The organism is Pseudoalteromonas sp. 68 DY56-GL68, from assembly GCF_041414825.1.
Classification (GTDB): domain Bacteria; phylum Pseudomonadota; class Gammaproteobacteria; order Enterobacterales; family Alteromonadaceae; genus Pseudoalteromonas.
The window spans coordinates 15480-34925 of record NZ_JAOCZL010000010.1 but is presented as its reverse complement, the minus strand read 5'-3'; the positions used below and the strand labels follow the sequence as shown (position 1 = coordinate 34925).

At 41.5% G+C, this 19446-nt stretch carries 13 protein-coding genes; 8 read left to right on the top strand and 5 right to left on the bottom strand.

Annotation, left to right across the window (positions count from 1 at the left end; all coding sequences use genetic code 11):
• Positions 1 to 20: 20 nt before the first annotated feature.
• Positions 21 to 944: a LysR family transcriptional regulator gene (locus NYF15_RS06795; protein WP_371353142.1), complete on the bottom strand. Its 924-nt coding sequence runs from the start codon at positions 942 to 944 to the stop codon at positions 21 to 23.
• Between the two features lie 102 nt (positions 945 to 1046).
• On the opposite strand from NYF15_RS06795, the gene NYF15_RS06790 reads away from it, so the two are divergent.
• Positions 1047 to 1703: a nitroreductase family protein gene (locus NYF15_RS06790; protein ID WP_130150143.1), complete on the top strand. Its 657-nt coding sequence runs from the start codon at positions 1047 to 1049 to the stop codon at positions 1701 to 1703.
• Positions 1704 to 1769: 66 nt separating this feature from the next.
• Here the strand turns inward: NYF15_RS06790 and NYF15_RS06785 are convergent, their stop codons facing one another.
• Positions 1770 to 3173, bottom strand: a complete 1404-nt coding sequence (locus tag NYF15_RS06785; protein ID WP_371353141.1) for a DEAD/DEAH box helicase — start codon at positions 3171 to 3173, stop codon at positions 1770 to 1772.
• 408 nt (positions 3174 to 3581) lie between these two features.
• Between NYF15_RS06785 and aldA the strand changes: the two genes are divergently transcribed.
• Positions 3582 to 5021, top strand: a complete 1440-nt coding sequence (gene aldA / locus NYF15_RS06780) for an aldehyde dehydrogenase (protein ID WP_371353140.1) — start codon at positions 3582 to 3584, stop codon at positions 5019 to 5021.
• Between the two features lie 79 nt (positions 5022 to 5100).
• On the opposite strand, the gene NYF15_RS06775 is transcribed toward aldA, so the two are convergent.
• Positions 5101 to 6303, bottom strand: a complete 1203-nt coding sequence (locus tag NYF15_RS06775) for a hypothetical protein (RefSeq protein ID WP_237118333.1) — start codon at positions 6301 to 6303, stop codon at positions 5101 to 5103.
• 210 nt (positions 6304 to 6513) lie between these two features.
• Positions 6514 to 8493: a sigma-54-dependent Fis family transcriptional regulator gene (locus NYF15_RS06770; RefSeq protein ID WP_237118760.1), complete on the bottom strand. Its 1980-nt coding sequence runs from the start codon at positions 8491 to 8493 to the stop codon at positions 6514 to 6516.
• A gap of 467 nt (positions 8494 to 8960) precedes the next feature.
• Here NYF15_RS06770 and NYF15_RS06765 point away from each other — a divergent pair, with 467 nt between their 5' ends.
• The 6 genes from NYF15_RS06765 (at position 8961) to NYF15_RS06740 (ending at position 18539) form a co-directional block, all read left to right on the top strand.
• Positions 8961 to 10748, top strand: coding sequence for a PQQ-dependent dehydrogenase, methanol/ethanol family (locus NYF15_RS06765; protein WP_371353139.1), 1788 nt, complete (start codon positions 8961 to 8963; stop codon positions 10746 to 10748).
• Positions 10749 to 10835: 87 nt separating this feature from the next.
• Positions 10836 to 11495: a ubiquinol-cytochrome c reductase iron-sulfur subunit gene (locus tag NYF15_RS06760; protein WP_371353138.1), complete on the top strand. Its 660-nt coding sequence runs from the start codon at positions 10836 to 10838 to the stop codon at positions 11493 to 11495.
• Positions 11496 to 11507: 12 nt separating this feature from the next.
• The gene (locus NYF15_RS06755) at positions 11508 to 11969 is read left to right on the top strand and encodes a hypothetical protein (RefSeq protein ID WP_371353137.1); all 462 of its coding nucleotides are present in this window, start codon (positions 11508 to 11510) and stop codon (positions 11967 to 11969) included.
• 3 nt (positions 11970 to 11972) lie between these two features.
• The gene (locus NYF15_RS06750; protein WP_371353136.1) at positions 11973 to 15269 is read left to right on the top strand and encodes an FG-GAP-like repeat-containing protein; all 3297 of its coding nucleotides are present in this window, start codon (positions 11973 to 11975) and stop codon (positions 15267 to 15269) included.
• A gap of 16 nt (positions 15270 to 15285) precedes the next feature.
• Positions 15286 to 16437: an alpha-hydroxy acid oxidase gene (locus tag NYF15_RS06745; protein WP_371353135.1), complete on the top strand. Its 1152-nt coding sequence runs from the start codon at positions 15286 to 15288 to the stop codon at positions 16435 to 16437.
• A 41-nt stretch (positions 16438 to 16478) separates the two neighbouring features.
• Positions 16479 to 18539: a TonB-dependent receptor gene (locus NYF15_RS06740; RefSeq protein ID WP_237118324.1), complete on the top strand. Its 2061-nt coding sequence runs from the start codon at positions 16479 to 16481 to the stop codon at positions 18537 to 18539.
• A gap of 58 nt (positions 18540 to 18597) precedes the next feature.
• Here NYF15_RS06740 and NYF15_RS06735 read toward each other — a convergent pair whose 3' ends face one another.
• Positions 18598 to 19440, bottom strand: coding sequence for an isopenicillin N synthase family oxygenase (locus NYF15_RS06735; RefSeq protein ID WP_062569368.1), 843 nt, complete (start codon positions 19438 to 19440; stop codon positions 18598 to 18600).
• Positions 19441 to 19446 lie beyond the last annotated feature (6 nt).

Here is a 19446-nt window from a genome sequence, read left to right as displayed (position 1 = left end):
TCATTCTATACCTAAAATAATTAGTTATCGAGTACTCGCTTATCTAAAATGCCTTTTTCAATCAGTTGATTGAGAATCGCCTTCGTTTTTTCTCGACATATATCTCTCACTAAACGAACAGCAGGTGTGATTGACTGCCTGCTTGGGCAAATTAGCCAAAGCTCTGCACAAAGGTGCGGGTAATTTTGCATAACAGGTACGACCCGCCCTGTTAATAAATCATCACTGATATCTATGCATGATTTCACAGCAAGACCTTTACCAGCCACGCACCAACGCCTTACTAGGTCACCATCATTAGACGCACGGCGGCCTTGCATTTTCACCTTAAAACGCTCGGTTCCATTGGTAAATTCCCAGACATTATTGATGATATCTTGCAGTTGATAAAATAGGCCTTGATGCTGATTTAATTCATCGGGATGTGTCGGCGCGCCATATTCAGCAATATACTCTGGTGTTGCACATAGCAGCCTTGGCACATTACATATTTTAAACCCATATAGGTTTGAGTCGGATGGCGAGCCATAACGTAGTGCAAAGTCAACTGAGTCACGATAAAAATCGACATTACTATCACTGATATGCGGTCGCATGCTGAGTTTGGGATACTCATCCAAAAGCTCATCTAACCAAGGGGTAATAATATTGCGCCCCAAATCTGAAGAAAGTGCAACCCTTAACTCTCCTTCTATTTCATCATGCTCGCCTTTTAGCGCAAGTGTCGCTAATGCTTGTTTGCATTGCGGTAAAAAACGCTCTCCCGCGGCTGATAATCTTAAGTGACGAGTGGTACGAACAAAAAGCTCTGCGCCAAGGGCTGCTTCTACTCGCTTTATTGCAGCACTCGCGGTCGCAGCGCGCATATCTAACTTAGCCGAAGCTTGGGTTATACTACGAAACTCCGCCACCTTAAGGACTAATTTGAGATCTTCAACCTGCATATTAACTAAAATTTTTTGATAATGTTTATTTGATTATGCGCTTTATCGTAAAGTATGCAAGGCGTACACTGCACCTAATGTTATACATGCAGGAGCAATTACATGACACACCCTATTATTTCTGACTTACAACGCCGTTATACAAGTAAACGCTACGATGCATCAAAACACGTTAGCCAAGAAGATTTAAACATTATTTTAGAAGCGTTACGTTTATCGCCTTCATCAATAAATTCTCAACCTTGGAAATTTGTTGTCATTGAGTCTGAGCAAGCAAAGCAACGCCTTCACGATAGTTTTGCTAACAAGTTTCAATTTAATCAGGTGCATGCTAAAGCGGCATCACACACCATTTTATTTGCCTATAATCCAAGCTATAAACGTGAAGATTATGAAAAAGTAATTGATGCTGATATCGCTAACGGCCGAACTAAAGCTGAAAATAAAGAGCAAGCCTTTGGGGCGTTTGCCTTTGTCGATTTAAATACCGATGAGCAAGGTAATAATGCTGCATGGACCAAGTCACAAACTTACATCGCTTTGGGTAATACTATGCACACAGTGGCGCGTTTAGGTATTGATTCAACGCCGATGGAAGGTGTTGATAAAGAACTGCTGAGTGAGTTATTCGCTGATGAATTAGAAGGGTATATTTGTGAAGTAGCCCTTGCTATCGGCTACCATGAACCTGAACAAGATTACAACGCGGCATTACCAAAATCACGATTAGATAAAAATACGGTGATTAAAGTAATTTAATAATCCTTTTAATAGCTTGAATTAATACCTTGAAGTGAGAAGTTCACTTCAAGGTTCATCGTCATATTATTCGCCAGTCGACTTTTTACGAGAATGTGCAGTGCCTGACACGCGTGTTCGCTTGTTAAAAGGTTTTTTACTTTGAGTTTTAGCCGCAGATGACTTTCCACCTGTTGGTTTATTTGTGCCTTGTTGCCCTTTATTTTGCTGTGGCCGCTTTGCCGTTTTAGGTTTTGGCTTTTGTGTTTGCTCTTGATCTGGACTTTTCGGCTTTTTTGGTTTCTTTGGTTTTTTAGGCTTTATTGGTCGTGTATCAAGTGGCTTTTCTGCAACTGGCTTAGTTGGCTCAAAACCTGACTCTGTAGCACGCGGAATTAATTGCCCAATAAAACGTTCAATCCCATAAAGGTCATCTGCATCATCAGCGGTTACAAATGAAATTGCATGTCCCGACGCGCCAGCTCTACCCGTTCGACCAATACGATGAACATAATCTTCATATACATTTGGTAAGTCATAATTAACTACATGCGGTAGCTCAACAATATCTAAGCCTCGTGCCACGATATCAGTGGCAACTAATACTCTTACATCACCATTTTTGAAACCTTCAAGTGCTTTGACACGCGCCCCTTGCGACTTATTACCATGTATAGCTGCACCACTGATATCATCGCGCTCAAGTTGCTTAACCAAACGATTAGCGCCGTGTTTCGTGCGACTAAACACCAACACCTGTTGCCAATTATTGGCACGAATTAAGTGACTTAGCAAAGCTGTTTTTCTTGACTTATCAACAGCATAAACTGATTGCGTCACTGTTTTTGCAGTGGTATTTTTTGCTGCAACTGAAATTTCTACCGGATCGTTAATTAAGCCCTTTGCCAGCGCACGGATTTCATCTGAGAAGGTCGCAGAAAACATCAGGTTTTGACGCTTTGCAGGTAATTTAGCAATGATGCGCTTAATATCATGAATAAACCCCATATCAAGCATACGGTCTGCTTCGTCGAGGATAAGCACTTCTAAATCATCAAATTTAATCGCATTTTGGTTATGTAAATCCAACAAGCGACCAGGTGTGGCGACAAGAATATCAACGCCTTTGCGTAGACGCATCATTTGCGGATTAATTTTAACACCACCGTAAACAACAAATGAGCTTACATTTGAATGCTTAGCATATTGCTCGACGTTTTCGCTCACTTGTAAAGCAAGCTCTCGCGTTGGAGCCAGAACAAGTGCACGCGCACGGTTTGCACCTGCTTTTTTACCCTTTGCTAATAACTCAATGAGTGGCAATGTAAAACCTGCCGTTTTACCTGTTCCTGTTTGCGCTGCCGCCATAACATCACGGCCAGCAATAATTGCAGGAATTGCCTGTGTTTGAATAGGCGTAGGTGTTTCATAGCCTTTTTCTAAAACCGCATTAACTAAAGACTGTGATAATCCTAAGCCATCAAAACTCATAGTGTCTCTCAAATTCAAAAAATCAGCTGAATTGCCGAAGTGCGCGCATTATACCTAGGATAGTCAATAATGCATGGAATTATTTTATTAAAGGAAATTTCGGCACAAATGTAACCTTAGCACCTGAAGTACATGTTTAGGGCTGCGCTCCTTGTGTATTTTTCCAAAGGTAATGTGAAACAAATGCTACATGTGCAGTGCTACACATGCTGCAAGGTATACCTTTGTGAATCGGTGAAGCCCTCACTAGAACATCATAAAACACTATAAAAATCATACAGTTGAAGTCTCCAACAAAAAATAGTTAAACATGGTGCGCAGATTGCTGAATGCCCTTTGCAACGACACAACTGTTTTAGCTAAATCCATGTGTCAGAAGCTTTTTTATCTAATTTAAGAGAATGACCTATGTCTAATATTCCAGTATATCAAAATTATATCAATGGCCAGTTTGTGCAGCATTCAGCCAACTATATCGAAGTAATGAACCCTGCTAACGGAGACGTATTATCTAAAGTTCCCAGCGCAGACAAAGTTGAAGTAGAACAAGCCATCCATGCAGCAAAACAAGCACAACCAGAGTGGGCAAGTAGACCCGCAATCGAGCGTGCGCAATACCTTCATAAAATTGCTGAAAAAATACGGCAAAACATTGACCGGCTCGCACGTGTGATAACGCAAGAACAGGGGAAAGTGTTGAGCTTAGCCAAGGTAGAAGTTAACTTCACTGCCGACTACCTCGATTATATGGCGAGTTGGGCTAGACATATCGAAGGCGAGATCATTACCAGTGATAGAAAAGGAGAAAATATTTTTCTATTCAGAAAACCGCTAGGTGTTGTTGCCGGTATCTTACCTTGGAATTTCCCCTTTTTTCTCATTGCAAGGAAGATGGCACCCGCTTTAGTTACCGGTAATACCATCGTCATCAAACCAAGTGAAGAAACCCCTAATAACTGCTTTGAATTCACCCAACTCCTCGATGAAGTTGGTTTACCTAAAGGTGTGTTTAATGTGGTATGCGGATCAGGACGAAATGTTGGCCAAGCCCTTTCTTCTAGCGAAGATATAAACATGATTAGCTTTACAGGGAGTGTAGAAACGGGCTCTGTTATTATGTCTGCCGCAGCAAAAAATATCACCAAAGTAAACTTGGAGCTTGGAGGGAAAGCACCCGCAATTGTGCTTGATGATGCTGATATAGATCTTGCAGTAAGTGCCATCAAAGCATCACGTATAACCAACACAGGACAAGTATGTAATTGCGCCGAGCTTGTCTATGTACACGCTAAGGTTGCTGATGAGTTTATTAGAAAAATATCCGATGCCATGGCATCAACACGTTATGGTGACCCACAAGTAGACCCTGATATCGAAATGGGCCCACTGGTTAATAAATCTTGCTTAAATAAAGTAGCCAGTATGGTTGAACAAGCTATTGCAGAGGGGGCAAAAGTGGCAACTGGCGCAAAGGTAGCCGACACCGACAGTGGCTACCATTACCAACCCACTGTGTTGGTTAACTGCCATGCCGATATGGAAATTATGCGCAAAGAGATTTTTGGTCCTGTACTGCCCATTCAAATCGTTAGCAGTTTAGAAGAAGCCATTGAACTTGCGAACTCATTAGAATACGGACTCACTTCTTCTGTCTATACTCAAAGTCTTAGCCAAGCCATGCGTGCCATAGAATTACTCAATTATGGTGAAACCTATATAAATAGAGAAAACTTTGAAGCTATACAGGGATTCCATGCAGGCACCAGAAAATCAGGAATTGGTGGCGCTGATGGCAAACACGGTTTGTATGAATTTACGCAAACGCACGTCGTGTATATGCAGAACTAATCTAAGTTAATTTATCAAAAAATAAAGCCGCAACACATGTTGCGGCTAATACTGAATCATTTAAGCCATCCAGTTAAGCTTAAAAGCTAACTGATGCTTCGACAATAACACCATCCCACTCTGTGCCGTCGCCAACCCCAAATAACGCCGTTCCTCCCCCTGAAAATTGTTCTTCTTCCTGTCTAACATACTCTAATTTGAATAAGGTGGAATCATTCATCCACCAGCCTCCTCCAACTTGGAGTCGAGTCGCAGTATTATTATTGTTGATATTGCCACTCTCGTTGTCAGACTCAGCATAGCGAGCGGCTAGATAAAAATGCTTGTTAAAAGTATATCGCCCCTCAATAGACCAAAATTGCATTTCTGACTCTTGCTCAATGTAACTAGTCTGAAAACTCCCCTGCCCATTAGCCCAACTAACATCGTCCTCGGCTCGACCATACAAAGCATGCAGTAAAATAGTGTCAGTCATGTATTGAATGTCAGCTTGCCATATAAACGCATCCACCCCAGGGACAATGAGAGGGTGTGTAGCTCGTGCATTAGGCGCTGTGCTGGCAAACTGATAATTATCGCCGTCGCCAACCGCAATTAACGACCCCGCAGATTTGCCTGTAACTGCACTTATTTCGTGATTGGTGGAAAAAACACCTGCGCCAAACGATAGGCCATTAGTTAAATTATAAGTACCACGTAAGCCAAGGTTGTACCCCCGATTATCTGAAAAATCCGCAAAAAAATCAGGTACTGAAATAGTCCCATCCCAAGTTACTGTACTGCCATTATTTAATGCATGTACACCATAAAACCAGATACCTTCTTCGGCAGTGATCATATCGACAAGGCTATTTCCCACAAACGGATTAGTTTGCACTGATGCGCCATCGGAATAACGCAAAAAGTTTTGTGTGGTCGAAACAACATTACCAAGCCTCACACCTACATCTTGATTAATCTGGTATTGGATCCACGCTAAATCTTGACTAATACTCGCGCTGCCATCATTCCAATCATTCGGCTCTTCAGCAAGCTCTGCAAAAATAGAAAGTTGATCCGTGACTTGTGCATTAATATTGAGGCCAAATCGTAAACGATGAAACCCTGAGTCAGTTTTAGCATTGCCTGGATCTGCTGCTGCCCCCTCAACCTCCATTCCAGTTTGCCAACTTTGCATAATGCCACCAGATAATTCAATTCTGTCTAGCCAATTTTCCGCACTCATAGCGCTAAAACAGGCTAAACTCAACGACGTTGCTACTGCTATTTTATTTAATTTCATTATTATGTTTCCCTTATGAAGTGTACTTCGAACATAAGGGATGGCAAAGACTATGCCATTGAAATGAAAACAAACAACAAATTGATTTCAAAGTATTTTTTGCATTAAATACATTGAAGCGTATTCAGTTTAATTCCTTAAAATCAAACTAATGTCGCAGGTCAATTGTCACATTTTGCTACATACATCGACAGCAAACAAAACCCACTCTTAGCAAGCATTATTAGGCTGAACAATCTTATACTTTTCCATTTTCCTATACACTGTAGAGCGACACACATTAAGCTCTTCAGAAACAGACGTTATATTCCAACGATGTTTTTTAAGCGTTTCAATTAGTAATTGCTCTTCATGGCAGGCAGTAAATTTAGCTAAGGCTTTTTCCTTTTTAAAAGAGCCCGCCGTTTTATGATCTGTTAGTGAAGAAAAGTGTTCGATTAAATCATCTGGAAAACAATTAATGGTTATTTCAGCTCCTTCACACACAGCTACCGCATACTTAATTACGCTGATCAGTTGTCTTATATTGCCAGGCCAAAAATAAGATTCGAGTGCTCTTTTTGCATCATCGGCTATGCTCAAACCATGCACCGCCATGCATTCTCGTTCGAGTATGTTGTCAATAATAAACGATTTATCAGACCGTTCTCGAAGTGCTGGTAACTTTAAAACCATACCGTTAAGACGATAATAAAAATCCTCTCGAAACTCTTTTAATTCAATAAGTGTTTTTAGATCTTGGTGTGTTGCAGAAATCACTTGTAAATCTAATGCGATAGGCTCAATCCCCCCAAGAGGCATAGTTTCGCGCTCAGCTAAAACTCGTAATAGCCGAGTTTGAAGTTGTACCGGCATATCACCTATTTCATCTAAGAAAAGTGTGCCACCATTTGCCTGCTCAAGCTTACCTTTCATACCTTTTTTGTGTGCCCCCGTAAAGCTACCGCCTAGGTAACCAAACAGCTCACTTTCTATTAATGTTTCAGGTATCGCGGCACAGTTTAGCGCCACAAATGGTTTATCAGCACGAGGACTCGATTCATGAATAGCGCGCGCAAACGCCTCTTTGCCTGTTCCTGTCTCACCGGTAATCATAATAGGTATGTCTTTATCAGCGACCAAAAGTGCCCTACGAACAAGCTGCTGCATAGAGGCATCTTCACCATTCAATTCATTAATCGGCGGGTGTTTAGTGAATGTTTTACTCTGCACTTTTGGCTCTGCTTGTGCCAATGGCAATGCCTTACTTTTTGGCACCTTTAAGGTTATTTCGACGTTTTCTGACAGCAATGGAAGTTGCACATTAACCGCATTATTTCCTCCATTTGTTTTACTTAGTAAACTATCAAGAGACAAACCAATAAATTGCTCAACATTAATACCTAGCAACGATTGATGCGATTGAAAATGAGACATAAAACAAAAAAATGCCGCGTGATTTGCACCAATAATTGTACCTTTCTCATTAATCGCGATGAGTTGCTCTTGGGTGATATCAAAAAAACTTTCAGCCGACTTTATACTTAATATAAGTTGGTTTTTATAGCTTGTATGCAAATAGCTATTTTCAATCATGCGCCCATATAACATCACCATTTTGAGTGTCATGAGCTGATGGTGCTTATTTTGGTCAGCGCCAATACACGACGCGTTTAAGCAACCCAGCAACTCTCCCATGGGATCAAAAATAGGTGTAACGGAGCAACTTAACTCTTTATGACTTGCATAAAAATGTTCAGCCTTATGAATGATCAAAGGGGCTTTTTCAATAAGACATGTGCCAATACCATTTGTACCTACTTGGTTTTCAGCCCACCTTGCACCAATAAGTAGGCCTGATTGCTTACTCAAACTTTCCTCTTGAGTAGATAAACTCGTTGCTAAGGTTAAGCCTGTGGCATCAGTTAAAATTGCAGAGTAGCCGGCATCGGCAATACGATTAGCTAAACCAACAAGGCCGCATTTCCCCGTATTTAAAAAGGTCTCTCTAAGCTGGAGTTGCGATCGCATTTCACTGGAAGAAAGTACCTCAACTTCATTAGACGCATAGGGGTCTAAGCCATAATTGAGCAAACTTCGCTTCCATGATCGCGCGATATATTTAGATGGTTGAATGTTACGTAGTTGAAATTCTGTGGACATAAACGACTGAGCACTACTAACGTCCATAGGTTGTGGAGTGTGTTTCATCACCTTGCTACTCCGTTCTATTGTTGTCGGGCAATTTAAGTAGCAGCATTAGGCTGGAACTATAAAAGCCTCAGTCTTTGTTTCTAAAACTATCACAGAAATTTAATCTAACAATACGCCTTTTACCCTATTTTAATTTTTATTCATGATAATTTTGCAATACAAAAACATGTCTCTCGGTTAAAAAAGCCGCTCACATTAATTTATTTTTGAGACAAGCGCCAAACTCTTAGCATCCTCTCTTCAAGCTATGAATTATTCTGCATATAGGTGTCTCATTGTTGCATTTAAGTTGCGACACCTGTTTCTCTTTTCGTACGAAAAAATACACTCAATAGCCACCAAAAGAAAAATATCAACTAAATATCAGATAGTTAACGACTTTGAAATTACTAAAAACTGTTGGCATATAATTTGGTACTAAGGTCATTCAAACTAAAACACCTTCTGAGGTTACAATGAAAAAAATGACAAATTTGAATCTGACTTACCTAAATTGCTGTTTAATATTAACTGGGATGTTGATCAACACACACGCATCAGCGGCCAGTTTAACTAAGCTCACAAAAGAAATTAAAAACTATAAACCAGTTACGCAAAAAAGGCTGAATGAAGCAGACCCAAAAGACTGGCTACTACCCAAAGGCAATTACGAAGGATGGATGTATAGCAAGCTGACGCAAATAAACAAAAAGAATGTTAAGTCTTTAAAGCCAGTATGGACGTACTCAACAAACTTAGATTCTGGTCACGAAGCCCCTGCCCAAGTAAACAATGGCGTTATGTTTGTATCTACGCCTTACAATCATGTAATTGCGTTAGACGCTAAAACAGGGCAAGTTTTTTGGCGCTATACGCACGACAACCCTTATGATTTATCAGTTATGCACAATACTAGCCGCGGCATCGCTCTGTGGGATGATAAGGTTTACGTAGCAGGACTTGATGGCACGTTAAATGCCCTTGATGCAAAAACCGGTGAGCGAGTTTGCCAAGCACAAATCGGCGACTGGAGTACAGGTGCATATATCACCTCTGCACCTACACCTGTAAAGGGCAAGATTCTTGTGGGCCCCTCGGGTGGTGAATATGGTGTCCGTGGTTTTTTGGAAGCAATGGACGCTAAAACATGTAAACAAGCCTGGCGCACATACAGTGTGCCAGGCCCTGGAGAGGCAGGACACGAAACGTGGAAAAAAGAAGGTAAGCGCCCAGATGCATGGAAGTATGGTGGTGGCAGCATGTGGATGCCTGGTAACTATGATCCAGAAGCGGATGTACTTTATTGGGGAGTGGGTAACGGTTCACCTTGGTTAGGTGATCAACGCCCAGGGGACAATTTATACGTTGCCTCCTCCATTGCTATGAACCCCGACAGTGGCAAAATTGTTGGTCATTTCCAATATCATCACAATGATTCGTGGGATTGGGCAGCCATGAATGCGCCTATGCTCGTTAATTTCAAAAAGGGTAATAAGACGGTTAAAGGCTTAGTCTCTCCCCAGCGAAATGGTTATTTATATTGGCTAGAGCGTAGCAACGAGGGAAAAATTAGCTATGTCGAAGGACAGCCGTTTGTAAAAAATAACGCATTTAAATCATTAGATAAAGAAACTGGACGTCCTACTTATGATTACAGACATGTGCCTGTAACAGGCAAACGCGTTGATTATTGCCCAAGTCTATGGGGCGGTAAAAACTGGCCATATGAAGCCTATAACCCCGAAACAGGCATCATCTACGTTCCCGCCAACAACAATCTTTGTAATTCTTTTATTGGTAAATTTCAAGATGATGTCGAGCCTGCTTCAGGACAGTTCTGGGCTGGTATCGACATACCCGATCTAGATGTTTACCTAGACAATCCTAAAAAAGGAGTAGGTCAACTGCAAGCGTGGAATATCAATACACGTAAAAAAGTTTGGCAACATGACTTTGGCAAAACCATGAATTGGGGCTCTGTGCTATCCACTGCTGGTGGCATTGTATTTAACGCAGGTACTAACGATCGTATTTTACGCGCGTTTGATTCGCAAACTGGCGATGTGCTGTGGGAGTTCCCTCTTAACTCGACAGCTATTGCCCCACCAGTGAGCTATGAAGTCGACGGTAAACAATACATTGCCATTACCGCAGGTTACGGTGTGGATGCACATTGGACAAATAGCGTGCTGGCAGAAAAAGATAAATCAGGCGAGTGGATTGCTGATGTACCTGAAGGGGGCGTGATTTGGGTATTCGCTTTACCTAATTAATTTACCAACTAAGCGAAAAGCACGCGTGCTTTTCGCTTTCACGTATAAATAACAAAGACGCTAATCTTATAAAAATAAAGGTATCTTATGACACAAAATGCATTTTCAAAGAAAATCATCGATTTGCCATGCTCGCAAAAAACTAACGATGGCGATGTAGCTCAAAACCACCCTGACAATTATTTTCGTCGTGATTTTGTAAAATATCTCGCTATCGCAATCCCAATAATGAATCTTCCTTTAAGCTCTGGGGTAAATGCAACCACTAAACCTGAACGACGTCCACCCCAAGCAGGAGATCGACTCACGTATTTCCAAAAATCAAAACGTGGGCAAATTATTAAGCTGTCGGATTTAAAAGAATTAGATAAACCTCTGCTGGTTGTTCCTTTTGATGTTGAAAATAATGTGGTTAAAGATGGCTCTCGCTACAACCAAATACTACTTCAAAAGTTACCCAGTGAATTACTCTCAGCAGAAACAAAAAAACTTTCAGACCAAGGTGTTATCGCTTATTCAGCAATTTGCACACATGCCGGTTGCCCTGTCACCGGCTGGGTTGCTGATGAAAAAAACTACATGTGCCCTTGTCACCAATCTGTTTTTAATCCTAAAGATAGCGGCGTGGTTGTGTCTGGTCCTGCTACACGAGGGTTACCTGCAATTGGGCTAAAAATTGAAGCCGATGAAATTATCCTAACCAATACATTTAATAGCTGGATTGGTTTTGGCAAAAGACCCAAATAATGGAGAAACATCATGAATATTCAAAAAGGTTCACTCAACTTAACAACCCTAATCATCATTATTTTAATGCCTATGAAAGCGCTTAGTGCGGCTAAACCTATAACAGGTGTGAGCTGCCAAGAAGGCTTTTATATCCTTACACCAGATAAACATATCCATTGGATAAGGGATCAACAAAAAGAGCGCACGCTTGTTTATTCTGAAGGTGACGATATTTATGCCATGGCTGAATGTGGTACAGGCGTAATAACAGTATTTGAAAACAAACAGTTGCAAACACCCCACTATAGCGCTTATTACAGTCCTAATTGTAGGAATATTGGCGCAGAAGTAGGTGAAACAAAAAGTATTTATCAAGGCGAAGTTAAAATAAATCACATACAAGCAACACCTAAAAGCCTAAAAATACGTCTTGCTAACAATGCACTTTTCAGTAGCAATAGCTGTACTGATCTTGCGATGCAAAGCGAGTAAGTAATGAAAGACACACGTTATTATCTTGCTTTCACGCTAAGCGCTTTAGCAGCAGCTTGTTTGTTTAATTACTCAGCGGCTAGTAACAAAGACAATGAAGAAGAACAAGCACTTAAGCAACTGCTAAACACCCTAAATGATAGTTATAAGTTAACAATTGACGTCACCGCTCCTCATTTAAATACTCCCATGTTTACACTAGGAATGGAGCTATTTTTTAGCAAAACGTTGAGTGGCAATCAAGATGTAGCCTGTGCAAGCTGTCACCACCCATTTCTAGCAGGTGGTGACAGCCTTAGCCTACCCATAGGTGAAGCTCCCTATGATGAGGATATAATTGGCCCTGGCCGCTGGCATGATTGGCAACGCTCAGCAGATCCAAAAGCAGATGGCGCCCCGAATGTAGCACGGCATTCACAAACAATTATTAATGCTTCTTTGTACAAAGAAGCCATGTTTTATGATGGCCGTATTTTTGTACTTGAAAATGATACTAACAAAGCGGATACCCCCCTACCACACCGCACCCCTGACAGTAATTTATGGCAAGGAGATCAGTTAGCGGGAAAAGACTTACTTGCAACTCAAGCTCGTTTTCCTGTTGTTTCAAGTGATGAAATGCGAGGCTATACATTCGCAGCTGCCAGCACCAATGAAGACACCCGACACAAATTAACAAAACGATTACAGCAGCACGATAAAAACCAACAATGGCTTAAGCTATTTCGCAATGCCTTTAATGATTTATATGCCGCACCAGAGCAGCTTTTTACCTTTGAGAATATTGCAACCGCAATTTCTTACTACCAATCAACCCAACTATTAATTAACACTCCATGGTTTAATTACCTTAACGGAGAGAGTGATGCAATGACTCCCAGCCAAAAACGGGGGGCACAGTTATTCTTGAAGTCAGCTAAACAAGGTGGTGCTGGCTGTATAGAATGTCATACGCCCCCTATTTTTTCTGACGAGAAATTTCACAATATTGCTGCGGTACAGGTAGGACGCGGCAAACAGCCAAGTGGTGAGGACTACGGTCGGCGAGGGGTTACACAAAAAGACGACGATCGTTATAAATTTAGAACACCATCTCTGTTAAATGTTGCTGCAACAGCACCCTACACTCACTCTGGTGCGTTTATAAATTTAGAATCGGTCATTAAGCACCACCTTGATCCTGCCAAATCGTTGCAAAATTTTGATTACAGCTTTGCTGACAACCCACAACTAAGTTATGTCGCGAGCTTATTATCAAATAGCAAACTCAATTCTCACCGTGCACTAGAGCAATTACAAAATGAACAACAAAAAGGGGTCAGCTTACTGGCATCAGGCATTACCATATCTGATGCTCAGCTCTCTGATTTAATTGCCTTTTTAAATAGCCTCACCGACCCTTGCATCAATAGTCAAGAGTGTATGTCTAAATGGGTCCCCACTGAAACGGATAAAGCGCCAGATATACACCGTTTAAACGCACGGTTTAAACCTTTTACAGCACCGCCTCAGCCAATAAGCAGAATATCTCACACAGAAAGTAATTTACCGCAAATGTCATTCGACAACGCGAATATTAAGCCGGCGTTATTATTAAGTGATATGGAATTTGGCTGTAAATCCCGTACTTCAATCCCACCACAAAACACGAGCGCTGCAAAACGTTTTGATGAAGTATCACTGGATGCTGGCATAAGTCATCAACACCATATAACTTGGCAAAACTACACCCTATCATCAGCGCAGCGGCTACTTTTTAGTGGCGGCGTTGCTATGGGTGACATAGATGGTGACTGCTGGCCTGACATCTTCTTTCCTACGGGTGACGGTGCCCCTGATAAACTATATCAAAATCAGCGTAATGGGCATTTTTCAGATATTACTCGCTCTTGGGGGATTACCAAAAAGGAGCTATCCAATGGCGCAGCGATGGTGGACATTGATGGCGATGGTGATTTAGATATTTTCACCTCAAACTTGCTTCACCCTCATCTACCTTCCGTTAACAGTCAAGTAAACAAACACCCTTACCATCAAAGCCCCACTCTCTATCTTAATGAGCAGCAACACGGCTTTATTGTGAGTCATGATATTGGTTTGAATACCCAGCTTACTAGCTGGTCTTTCGCTTTTGCCGACTATGATAAAGACGGGGATGTCGATATGCTAACCAACCATTGGCGTGGGCCTGGCCTTGGTGGCCAGCTTCCTAATCACTTATGGGAAAACACAAGCCAAGTAAATACGCTGACATTTCAAGCGCAAGATGAGACAGCAGGTTTGCTTGATTTGATAGGAAGCACCGACTTTACTTTTACCTCTAATTTTTCGGATTTTAATAATGACGGTTGGCTAGATTTATTATTTACTGCGGACTTTGAAACCAGCCAAGTCTATAAAAACCTGCAAAATGGACGGTTTGAAAAAGTGACGCATGAACACTCGATTCATGATCAAAATGGAATGGGCGCAGCCATAGCTGATTTTGATAACAATGGCACATTAGACTGGTTTGTAAGCAGTATTTGGGATCCAAATGGTCAGCCTGAAGGTAGCTGGGGAGTGATAGGTAATCGTCTATACAGTAATCAAAACAATCAGTTTATAGATATCACTGAACAAGCGGGTGTAGACAAAGGGTTATGGGCTTGGGGAGCATGCTTTGCCGATTTTAACAACGATGGCTGGCTAGACCTATTTCATGTTAATGGTTTTGATCTGCCAAAACAGCTAAGCAAACGCTTTGCTAACCCTCGCGCTTATCAAAAACTAAAACTCGCTATGGCTGAGTTTGAAAAAACACACAGCCGCTTATTCATTTCAAATCAAGATGGCACCTTTACAGAACAAAGTAAGCTTTGGGGGATTGGCGATCAACTCTCTGGCCGAGGCGTTGCGTGTGTCGACTATGATCGGGATGGCGATATCGATATTGTAATAAGTAATCATCAACAGGCTCCTTTGCTCTATAAAAATCGACATAATGATGAAAGTAAAGACAGTTACCTTTCCATTAGCTTGCGCGATACAACAAAAAATACGCGCGCACTAGGCGCTAAAGTGTACGTTACTGTTGGCGAAACAACTCAATTACAGGAAGTTCAAGCAGGCGGAAGCTTTCTAAGTGGCGCCCCTTCCACCCTGCACTTTGGTTTAGGACAGGCCTCGCAAGCTGACACGATCAAAATTGTATGGCCTGATAAAACAAACACAGTAAGTACATTTACAAATGTACCTGCCAATCAATTTATTTATATCACTACCGACTTAACAGCTAACCTTAAAAAGTATCGAAAATAAAAAGGAATTGATAAATATGAATTTAAACCAATGTGTTAACTATCATGATTTTGAAAAACTCGCTAAACAACGCCTACCTAGCCCTATTTATAACTATATTGCGGGGGGTGCCGATGATGAAGTAACCATGCGACGCAACACTGAAGCATTTAATCAGTGTGATTTAGTGCCCAATGTACTCAGAGGCGTTCAGCACGTTGACCTTAGCACCGAAGTTATGGGGCAAAAACTTAAACTACCTATTTATTGTTCTCCAACAGCTTTGCAACGCTTATTTCATCACCAAGGCGAACATGCTGTCGCGGGTGCAGCTGAAAAATTTGGCACCCTATTTGGCGTGTCATCCCTAGGCACCGTATCAATGGAGAAAATAGCAAAAGATTTTGATATTCCTCAAGTTTATCAGTTTTATTTTCATAAAAATCGCGATTTAAACAAAGCAATGATGGACCGTGCAAAAGCCTGTGGTGTTGAAGTCATGATGTTGACTGTTGACTCAATTACAGGTGGAAATAGAGAGCGAGATTTACGCACAGGGTTTTCAATTCCTTTCAGGTTAACTATGTCTGGTATGTGGGAGTTTATTCGTAAGCCGAACTGGGCCATAAACTATTTACTGCATGAAAAGTTTTCGCTCCCGCAACTACAAGAGCACATAGATATGAAAGGAAATAGCTCTTCAATCGGTGACTACTTTACCAATATGCTAGACCCTTCAATGAACTGGCAAGATGTCGCAGATATGGTCAAGTATTGGAATGGTCAATTTTGCCTTAAAGGTATTATCAGCGTCGAAGATGCTAAGCGCGCTGTTGAAATAGGCTGCACGGGTATTGTGGTATCAAATCATGGCGGGCGACAATTAGATGGCTCACGCAGCTCATTTGATCAACTGGCTGAGATTGTAGATGCGGTTGGCAATGACATTGATGTGTTATTTGACAGCGGCGTACAACGGGGCTCACACGTACTCAAAGCGCTGTCGATTGGTGCGAAAGCGGTTGGGATTGGTCGAATGTATCTTTATGCACTTGCAGCTGCAGGCCAACCAGGCGTTGAGCGAGTACTTGGTTTGATGCAAAGTGAAATTGAGCGAGATATGAAACTCATGGGCTGCACCAACATCAGTCAATTACAACGACATCACGTTAAATTTCGACACGAATAAAACACCCAAATACAACAAGATTTACACAAAGGAGGTCAACCATGGCCCTTAATTATAAAAAAATACCTTTGTATTTATCAGCGATAATCTGCGCTTGGTCAATACCCGTCGATGCTTTTGCAGCTAATCAACCACACACCCTGCCATTGGAAATTATTGATGTCACCGCGTCACGATTACCAAGGGAGCTTTACAACACTCCCGCAGCTGTCACACTTGTTGATGGGCAACGTGAATTTCAACTACAAGAAGCTTTACAGTTGGATGAAGCTCTGCAATTTGTGCCTGGTGTGTACTTTCAAAACCGCTATAATTTTGCGCAAAATCTACGTATTTCTATTCGTGGCTTTGGTTCTCGCGCACCGTTCGGTGTAAGAGGAATGCAATTACAAGTAGATAATATCCCCTACACTTTACCCGATGGGCAAACTCAAGTAGATGATATTGAACTTAACGGTATAGACCAATTACATGTGACTCGCGGCGCAGCAACCGTCCAATACGGTAACGGCGCAGGAGGGGCAATTAATATCAGTACAAAAAATGGCGAAACATTCAAAGGTGTCACTCTAAACCTTGATGTCGGTAGTGATGACTTATATAAGTTAAACGCACAAGCAGGAACCAGCAACAACACTGGCAGTGCCTATATCAGTGCAAGCCATCTCAACTTTAATGGCTATCGAGAGCAAAGTCAGGTTGAAAAAACCACTTTGCGCGGTAAGTTTATTTGGAATATTAACGACAGTAAAACACTCACCGTAATCACATCACTCATGGATATGCCAACATCCGAAGACCCAGGCGGGCTAACAAGAACCCAAGTTAATGAAGATCAACGTCAAGCCACTTTTATGGCTAAACGATTAGACAGCGGACAGCAGGTCGAGCAACAAACCCTAGGTTTAACTTTACGAGATAGTTCTTTCGAAAATACCCAGTGGATGATTAATCTATTTGCAACCCATCGCGATTTTGAACAACAACTGCCATTTCCTGGCAGTAGTTTAATTGCTTACGATCGCTGGTTTTATGGAAGTAGTTTTGAAATAACCCAAGACTTACGAGCAAATAAACGACCGATTCGCCATACATCGGGGATTGAAATACGTAAGCAAGAGGATGACCGGCAACGCTTTAGCGTCTCCCCTAACGCTGAAATAACAAGGCAAACGGTTGATGAGCTGCAAGAAGCAAGGTCAATGAGTGCCTTTAGTATTGTAGATTGGCACCTTAACGACGCTGTAATTTTAACCACTGGGGTACGCTACGATGATTTAAAAATGTCAATTGACGCTCACTTAGCGCAAAGTGGTGTTGGTTCAGGTCAACGTAACTATCATGAGTGGAATGGCAATTTAGGGCTTAGCTACCGGCTGGGTTTAAGGCATCAGTGGTATGCTAATTTAGCCACCTCTTATGAATCACCAACCTTTACAGAGTTTGCCAACCCACAAGGTACAGGCTTTAACCCATTTTTAAAACCTCAAGATTCTTTAAGCCGTGAGTTAGGTGTTCGAGGTGAGTTGAGTGACATTCAATACGACATCACTTTGTTTGCAACCAAAGTGACTGATGAAATAATTCCCTATGAAATTGACGGTCTAAGATTTTTTGAAAATGCTGGCAAAACTGACCGAAAAGGCCTTGAGTTAGCTTTTGAGTGGCAACTCAATGAACAATGGCAATGGCGAAATGCGCTGACATTGGCTCGCTATCAATTCGATAACTTCACTCCACTAAGCGGTGATAATGTAAACGGAAATCGTATGCCTGGCTTACCAAGGCAACAGTGGGTCAGTCAAATTAACTGGCAGTATAATAAATGGCGAATTGAACTTGAGTCGAGTTATACCGGTCGGTTCTATGCCGAAAATAGTAACGACACACAAATAAAACAAAATTGGCTATTTAACACACGCGCTTCCTACTCGCTATCACCTTCTGTATCGATAAAAGCGGGGATACGTAACTTATTCTCAAAAGATTATTTTGCAAATGTACGTATTAACGCAAATGCTAATAGAGATGTGAGCCAACGCGGTTACTTTGAGCCAGCACCTGAACGTAATCTATATTTTGGTCTGAGCGCAAAATTCTAAAACGGTCTCATTTAATAAAAAGGTGGATTATTTAATCCACCTTTTTAAATTTAAACAATTACTTTACGCCTAGCTCACGTAAGCGCTCTTGTAAGTAGCTGTCGGCTGTGTAGCGCTCAGAAAGTACAACATCAGGGCGCGGGTGTAAGAACAATGGTAACGAAATACGTGATTTCGTAGATGCTTTACCCGTTGGGTTGATTACGCGGTGAATCGTTGATGGGAAGTAACCACCTGACGCTTCTTGTAGCATGTCACCAATATTGATGATCAAGTTACCAAAATCACATGGTACGTCTAACCAACCACCATCTGTTTTTTGTACTTGTAAACCTGGCTCATTGGCCGCAGGTAAAACAGTTAATAAGTTGATGTCACCGTGTGCTGCAGCACGAATTGCGCCTGGCTCTTCATCACCTGTCATTGGTGGGTAGTGAAGAATACGCAAAAGTGTTTGCTCAGAGTTAGCAATCATATCTTTAAGGTCGATAGAGAACTTAGCGCGCACATCTTCTGGTGCTTCAGCTTGAACCCAGCTTAATAATGTAGCTGCAAACTCATTAGCTAAACGGTAGTACTCACGGATTTCTTCTTCTAACTGTGCTGGAACACGGCCTTTTGGATAAACGTGGTAATACTCTTTAATATCTTTAACGGTAAAGCCTTTTGCAACTTCTGACACTGATGGTGGAAAATAACCATCTTGTGTTTCTTTTGAAAATAAAAACTCGTGCTTTTGCTCAGAATTAAAGAATTCTTGCCAATTTTTGTAAATAGACTCAACTAATGACTGAGGAATTGGGTGATTTTTTAATACACCGAAACCTGTGTTTCTTAGTGACTCAACAAATTGAGCGGCCGCATCGCTCGCTTTATAATCAACGGTAGGTAAATGTTGCATTGTCTT